Origin of the sequence: Anaeromicrobium sediminis (assembly GCF_002270055.1) — a bacterium.
Taxonomy (GTDB): Bacteria; Bacillota; Clostridia; order Peptostreptococcales; family Thermotaleaceae; genus Anaeromicrobium; species Anaeromicrobium sediminis.
Map to the genome: position 1 here is coordinate 1 of NZ_NIBG01000051.1, position 4,119 is coordinate 4,119.

The following is a 4,119-nucleotide window of genomic DNA, read 5'->3' on the forward strand; positions in this document are numbered from 1 at the left end:
AGTGCCAATTCATTTAATCCAAATGCCAATTCATAAAAGGGATTAACCGCATGATTATCAAAATATTTATCCCCAACTGATGTTGTTCCATCATTTACAGCTTTTGTAATGGCAGCGGATGAAATGGTTGCACCACCAATGGCATCAACTTTATTTTTTGTATTTATTCCTTCGCTACTCCCTGCATACCCTTTAGCATTATCTATGTAAATAGGTTCAAAAATGGATAATCCCATGAACTTATGAACAAATTTACCTGATTTAACTTTATCAAAGAAAGCTGGTGTTTCTCCTTCTTTTATAACTTCTACTTGTTCTATATTTCCTTCTTTATCTATCATAGTCATAACTTCTATGGTAGACTGATATCCAACTGCTTCTGTAAAAGTTACAAAATAGAATTGATCCGGATCATCTTTTGTATATGCTTTAAAAGTCAATGGTGATTTCTTTATCTCTTCTGTTTTAATAATATTAGAATTTGTTTTATAGATTATTGATTCATAGTCCTCAGCTTCATGACTAAAGAATATTGAATAAACCCCAAATAATAGTAGTGAAATAGCTAAAAATGCTAAATAAATTTCACGAATAGTCAATTTTTTTTTCATAATTACCTCCATAAATACTGTAAAATACTCTTATTCAAATATTATCTAGATATTACCCCCTCTCTTTTTGTTAAAAAATTAACTTTTTGGGCAGCAAAAATCCTATTCCAATTTTCTCTAATATAATCTTTGTTGTAGTACATTTTTTGTAATAGGACTTTATACGTTATAATTTCTACATACAAGGTTTCTTAACTAGTGTCAAAAAAGTGTTAAATTTACACTTTTGCATTTTTTTATAATATAATCTTTGTTGTAATATGATTTTATACGTTATAATTTTTACATACAAGGTTTCTTGACTAGTGTCAAAAAAGTATCAAATTTACACTTTTGAATTTTTACTACATACATTTTTTGTAGTATTTTGTAATATAATTTTATATGTTATAATTTCTACATACAAGGTTTCTTGACTAGTGTCAAAACAGCATTAAATTTACACTTTTGCAATTAACTCTATCCCCTAAGGAGGTTAAAATGCAAGAATCAAATTATTATTTAAAAATAGGTGAACATATTAAAGAATTACGCCAAAAACAAAATATGACAAAAACACAACTTGCAGACGGTATTTGCTCTATTTCATATATTACTCGTATAGAAAAGGGAGAACGTTGTCCTACTTCAGTTATATTACGACAAATAACAAATAAATTAGGTATTACCCCAGAGTATTTGTTTAGAGCAATCGAATCACCTGGATCTTTACAAGTAAAGGAATTAATAGATGAACTGTATATAAATGTTGAAAGACATGATTTTAAAAATATTTATAAATTAATAACTGAAACAGAACTTGATGTTAAATCAATTCATGACATACAGGTAATTAAAATGTTTAAATGTTTTAGTATGACTATGTTAAATGAAAATTATCAATGGGGAATGGATGAAATTAAAAAACTATTGGATCTTACTTATACTGAAGGAAAGAATCCTACTGATACAGAATTCGGACTGATGTTACTTTATGGTTTTTTCCTCTCATTAAATAACGAAAATGAAAAAGCATATACTCATCTACTTAATATGAAAAAATATATAAGTCATATGAACTTTCTTCATTCTCACGCTATCATACCGAGATTTTATATGCATTTAATTTGTGTTTGTCTTGATATATCAAAATTAAAAGAATCATCTAAATATCTTGATTATTCTATTGATTACTGTAAAAAACATAATACGCACGTTATTTTACCAGAATTATATTTTTTAAAAAGCGAATTATACTATCACCTAAAAAAGGATAGGGAATTTAAAATATGGTATAACGAAGCATTAAGGCTATATAAGTTAATTAAACATTCTGACGATGAATACTTCAATACTTTTGTCCAAGATAGATTAAAGAAATTAAAAACTAGCTAAATGTTTAGCTAGTTTTTATTAGTTTCAATTCATAATTGTATTTTGCCTTAAAAGAAAATGAATAACCTTTTCATATAATAACTCATTAAAAAAATCTTTTTCTTCCCTATTTTCGTATTTTTCTTTTTCTTCATGAGTTATAGATAAAAGGGCAATTAATGCCCCTCTATCTCAACTTCACTTTCATTGTTTTTCTGTGTAAATCTATATGCAAGTATAGCAAAAACTACTGCTAACCCTCCAAATACTAATAGTCCCATATTAGCTGCTCTAACTTCATTTTCTATATATGAATCATAAGTCCATAATATTGTAAATGCAAAAGTACATGCTGATAATACTATAAATGTAAAATTCAGTTTGTTAGCTTTATTATCTTCCTTTAATTTCATATGAAAATATGTCATTGAAGAGAACATGATTCCTCCAGCTAAAAACCACACTAATTGATGTAAAGAAAACACCCATTTTATTAAACTAGCTATTAAATGCATAACTTATCCCCCTCACTAAATTTTATCCCAGAAATCATTTATAGCATCTTCTAAATACTTTGATTCTAAACGTGCATCTGGTTCTACTGGACCACCATATCCAAACATTTCATCTAGTGAACGTAATAGTGGTTTAAATGGTGTTAGTGTCATTAGTTTTGATAAATCGTGGTGCCACTCATCAATCTTATTGTATGGACAAACGGAAATACATGTACCACAATCTGCTCCATTATAAGCCCAGAATGACAGACATCTTTCTCCATTAACAAACCATTTTTCAACACCTGTCATTGTTGATTTAGTAACTTTACCTGTATCAAATTCCATACCTTCTTTAATAACTTGTGCTGGTTCATTACAAATAGCCTTACCAGGACAAGCATCAGCACACTTCATACAAACATCACAAAATTCTTTAACTCCAAAAGTAATTGGTTTATCTGGGGCAATTTCTAAATCAGTATATACTTTTGCTAAACGAACACGAGGTCCATACTTTTCTGTAACTAATAATCCCATTCTGCTAGCTTCTCCTAAACCAGCTTCTATTGCAAGTGGAACTGATAGAGATGTGTCATTTCCACAGGGAGCCGCTTTATAACCTATGTTCCTTAAGAATTCAGCTACTTTATGTCCTGTTTCTGCCATCTGAGAATAGCCAAGTGCAACAGGTGTACAACCTGCTAATGTTGGTGCTGCTTTAATGCCATCATAATCCATTTCAAATGCTAAAACAATTACTGATTTTGGTTCAAATCCTGCTTCACCTTTAAAGTCAGGCTTTACTGTTTTAACCCCAAATGTTTCATATTCACCTTTCTCAAATTTAAATGGATCAAAGGGCAAATATTCTACTGTTCCATCTGGCATTGTAAATGGTTTTACATTTGGAACTGCCCACTCTTCATATGTCCATCTCTTTGTACTTTCATTGTATGGTGCAATTCCAACTAAATCTGCTCCTAAAAATTTTGCAGCCTTTTTAACATATTGTGCAGCTTCCTTTGCATCTTTGAATTTATATTGTTTTTTAGCCATTCCAATCTTTTTGTCCACTTTTGAGTTATCCCAAGAAAATAAACCTGGAACTAAAACTGGCATATCCTTCATTTGTTCACCTGTCTCTGGATTAACTGGATGTGTTTGAATCAGAGCATTACGAACACCCATTTGACTATGAGGAGCAAAATGATCATTTACACTCCAAGCTGATAGCTCTAAAGCTTTATCAATTTGTCTAAATCCTAATTTTCCTGCATTTCTACCTTCTTTAAATCCTTCATGCTGACTTACAAAGACTAACCCTACTTCAGGATATGACTTATACCCAAATCTCTCTGATATAAAGTTATCAACTGGTTCCTTATCCCAAAATGCACGGAAAAAAACATGATTTTGTTGACTAAATCTATTTACATCTTTTGTTACTTCTACTGGAAATTGATCATGTTCTTTTCCAAGTTCTACTGCAAAAGCTTTCTTTGGTTTCGTTGCAATAGCTGCTCCTGTTACTGCAGTAGTCACTCCAGCAACCTTTAAAAATTCACGGCGATTCATCTACCTATGCCCCCTCTAGTTTTTCTATAATTTTTCCTCTAATTTTATTTATTTTCTACTACTTCAATAACTTCTTTTAC

4 protein-coding genes are annotated in these 4,119 nt (G+C 30.2%); 1 reads left to right on the forward strand and 3 read right to left on the reverse strand.

All coding sequences use genetic code 11. The features are described 5' to 3' along the window. The coding region (locus CCE28_RS21725) for an FMN-binding protein (protein WP_176461974.1) at window positions 1-611 on the reverse strand (611 nt) is incomplete at its 3' end. Between the two features lie 480 nt (window positions 612-1,091). Between CCE28_RS21725 and CCE28_RS21730 the strand changes: the two genes are divergently transcribed. After that, a complete protein-coding gene (locus tag CCE28_RS21730) occupies window positions 1,092-1,985 on the forward strand; it encodes a helix-turn-helix domain-containing protein (protein WP_095136320.1) in 894 nt (297 codons plus the stop codon). 155 nt (window positions 1,986-2,140) lie between these two features. On the opposite strand, the gene CCE28_RS21735 is transcribed toward CCE28_RS21730, so the two are convergent. After that, window positions 2,141-2,479 (reverse strand): hypothetical protein, encoded by a 339-nt coding sequence (locus CCE28_RS21735; RefSeq protein ID WP_095136322.1) that lies wholly within the window; start codon window positions 2,477-2,479, stop codon window positions 2,141-2,143. 15 nt (window positions 2,480-2,494) lie between these two features. Beyond that, a complete protein-coding gene (locus tag CCE28_RS21740) occupies window positions 2,495-4,039 on the reverse strand; it encodes a reductive dehalogenase (RefSeq protein WP_095136324.1) in 1,545 nt (514 codons plus the stop codon). Window positions 4,040-4,119 lie beyond the last annotated feature (80 nt).